The organism is Polynucleobacter sp. 35-46-11 (assembly GCF_002281105.1).
In genome coordinates, this window is record NZ_NCFJ01000332.1 from 1 (window position 1) to 2,866 (window position 2,866).

2 protein-coding genes are annotated in these 2,866 nt (G+C 46.4%); both read right to left on the bottom strand.

Going from position 1 to position 2,866, the window contains the following annotated elements; translation table 11 throughout:
* Nucleotides 1-1,985 (bottom strand): [protein-PII] uridylyltransferase (locus tag B7Y67_RS14415; protein ID WP_293599235.1); only part of this gene is annotated, 1,985 nt, incomplete at its 3' end.
* 4 nt (nucleotides 1,986-1,989) lie between these two features.
* Nucleotides 1,990-2,826: a type I methionyl aminopeptidase gene (gene map / locus B7Y67_RS14420; protein ID WP_215386109.1), complete on the bottom strand. Its 837-nt coding sequence runs from the start codon at nucleotides 2,824-2,826 to the stop codon at nucleotides 1,990-1,992.
* Nucleotides 2,827-2,866 lie beyond the last annotated feature (40 nt).

Genomic DNA, 2,866 nt, shown 5'->3' on the forward strand with positions numbered 1-2,866 from the left:
AGATGGCGTGTAAGCCAAGCAATATCTGCCGCATCTTGACGCAAGAAGAAGGCAACATCTAACTGCTTCCATAAATTCTCATAAGCAGAATCTTCAATTGCATAGAGACGTAGCTTGGCGCGAGATCCCTCTTGATGCTGTGCAAGCTCGGAAGAAGCATCTGGTTTTGCACCACCCAATACACGTAAGGTGACGCGATAGAGATCCTCTAATAGTTTGCCCTTCCAGGCATTCCAGACTTTAGGGCTAGTGCCGCGGACATCAGCAACAGTTAATAGATATAGTGCTGTGAGATGGCGCTCATCACCTACCTTTTTAGCAAACGCCTGCACTACTTCTGGATCTGTAATGTCTTGTTTCTGAGCTACTTGACTCATATTCAAGTGTTCTGCAACCAGCCATACCAATAACTCGGTATCCGCTTTATCCAAACCATGATCTTTTGCGAACTTACGCATATCTGCTTTGCCAAGTTCCGAGTGATCACCACCACGTCCTTTGGCGATGTCATGAAATAGGGCGGCAATCACCAATAGCCAAGGTTTTTCAAAGTGGGCAATCAGGCTACTACAGAAGGGAAATTCATGCGTATGCTCGACCACCATAAAGCGACGCACATTACGTAGAACCATCAAGATGTGTTGGTCAACCGTATAGACATGAAATAAGTCATGCTGCATTTGACCAACAATTTTTCTAAAGGCGGGTAGATAGCGACCAAGTACGCTGGTGCGGTTCATGAGCTGGAAGGCCCGACTCACTCCTTCTGGCTCTTTCAGGATCTCAATAAAGAGTGCACGATTGACTGGATCTTTGCGCCATTTGCTATCCATCTTCTGACGCGCGTTGTATAGCGCTCTAAAGATAGTTGCAGATAAGCTCTTGACGTTGGCTGTTTGTGCAAAGACCAAGAAGGTACGCAGAATTTGTTCTGGGTGCTTCTGAAACAACTGGGGGTCGGTGATATCTAAGACACCTTGACGCTCAATAAAGCACTCATTGCCTTCACCGCCAATCGCATGGGTTGTTTTAGACTCTTGGGGAAAGAGTAGTGCTTCAATGTTCTGCAGCAGCACATCATTTAATTGGTTAACTGCTTTAGCTGCCCAATAGTAGCGGCGCATGATGGCCTCACTAGCTAGCCTAGAGGACTCTTCTTTCATACCCATGGCTGCAGCAAGCGGTGCTTGTAAGTCAAAGGCCAATACATCTTGCCTACGTTTAGCTAGTAGATGAAGGTTAGCGCGTAGAGTTTCTAAAAAACGCTGGTTGCGATTGAGTTCAGTTAACTCACGTTGAGTTACCAGGCCAGCAAGACTGAGATCTTTGAATGTATTACCTAAGTGCGCTGCTTTACTGACCCAGGATATGACCTGTAAGTCACGCAAGCCACCAGGACTCTCTTTGCAATTGGGTTCCAAAGAGTAGGGTGTATCTTGGTATTTGTAGTGACGCTGAATTTGCTCTGCTAGCTTAGCCTGAAAGAATGACTTTGGATCCATGGCTGCTTCAAAGGCTTTTTCAAAATCTTTAAATAGCTGTCTATTGCCACACAGAAATCGTGCTTCTAAGAGTGATGTGCGTACAGTGACATCTTGCTCGGATTCAGACATGCATTCTGCGGTATTCCGCACTGAAGAGCCTATCTCTAATCCCATATCCCAGCAGCTGGCTATAAACTGTTCAACCTGTTTTGATAAAGCGAGTGCATTTTTTTCTTCGGCTGGGAGCAGAATGAGAATATCAATATCAGAATGGGGGAATAAAGCATTTCTTCCATAACCGCCAACGGCAATTAAGCTGGCTTCATTGTTTAAGCCGCAGCTACTCCAGAGATGGGCGAGTACTTGATCGCTCATCTTGGTAAGTTGTTTGGTTAACCTACCTACTACCTGTGTTTTCCTGAAGTCGTCGTAAGCAACTTCGCGAGCTGCACGCAGGCTAGCTGCATCGGTAATATTGCTGGCTGCCCTGGGCTTGTTCATGAATTTATGCGCTTGCTAGACTTGGCCTAAAGGATAGTCCTTTAACGCAATCAGGAGCTGGATTGCTACCCTCTGACCAAGTAAGCACTTCAACACCAGTAGCTGTTACTAAAAGCGTGTGTTCCCATTGTGCAGACAGGCTGCGATCTTTAGTCTTCACCGTCCATTGATCTGGCATGGTGCGAATATCACGTTTGCCAGCATTGATCATGGGTTCAATAGTGAAGGTCATTCCTTCTTTTAACTTTTCACCAGTGCCAGGGCGGCCATAGTGAAGAATCTGTGGATCCTGATGAAACACTTTGCCAATGCCATGACCGCAATATTCACGGACAACGGAGTAGCCAGCATTTTCAGCATGCTGTTGAATGACGTGACCAATATCTCCAAGCGAAGCACCAGGCTTCACTTGTGCAATGCCAAGCCACATACATTCAAAAGTAATTTGAGTAAGACGTTTGGCTAATACGGAAACCTCGCCAACCATAAACATACGGCTGGTATCGCCGTAGTAGCCATCCGGAGTAATGACAGTGATATCGAGATTCACGACATCACCAATCTTTAAAATCTTTTCGCCAGGGATGCCATGGCAAATGACATCATTTACCGAAGTGCAGATGGATGCCGGAAAGGGTGGGTATCCTGGCGGTTGGTAGTTCAATGGGGCAGGAATGGTCTTTTGAACATCTCGCATGTATTCGTGGCAAATGCGATCCAATTCGGCGGTGCTCACACCCGCTTTGACGTGTGGAGCAACATGATCAAGAACTTCACTGGCTAGGCGGCCAGCCTCGCGCATCCCTTGGATGTCTTTTTCGGCAGTAAATACACTATTCATGCCTTGATTATCAACGACTTGGCAGTTTTTGGTAGATGCG

What these genes read in the sequence shown, in the direction of transcription:
- map (WP_215386109.1), bottom strand. Translation starts at nt 2,826, where the DNA reads ATGAATAGTGTATTTACTGCCGAAAAAGACATCCAAGGGATGCGCGAG.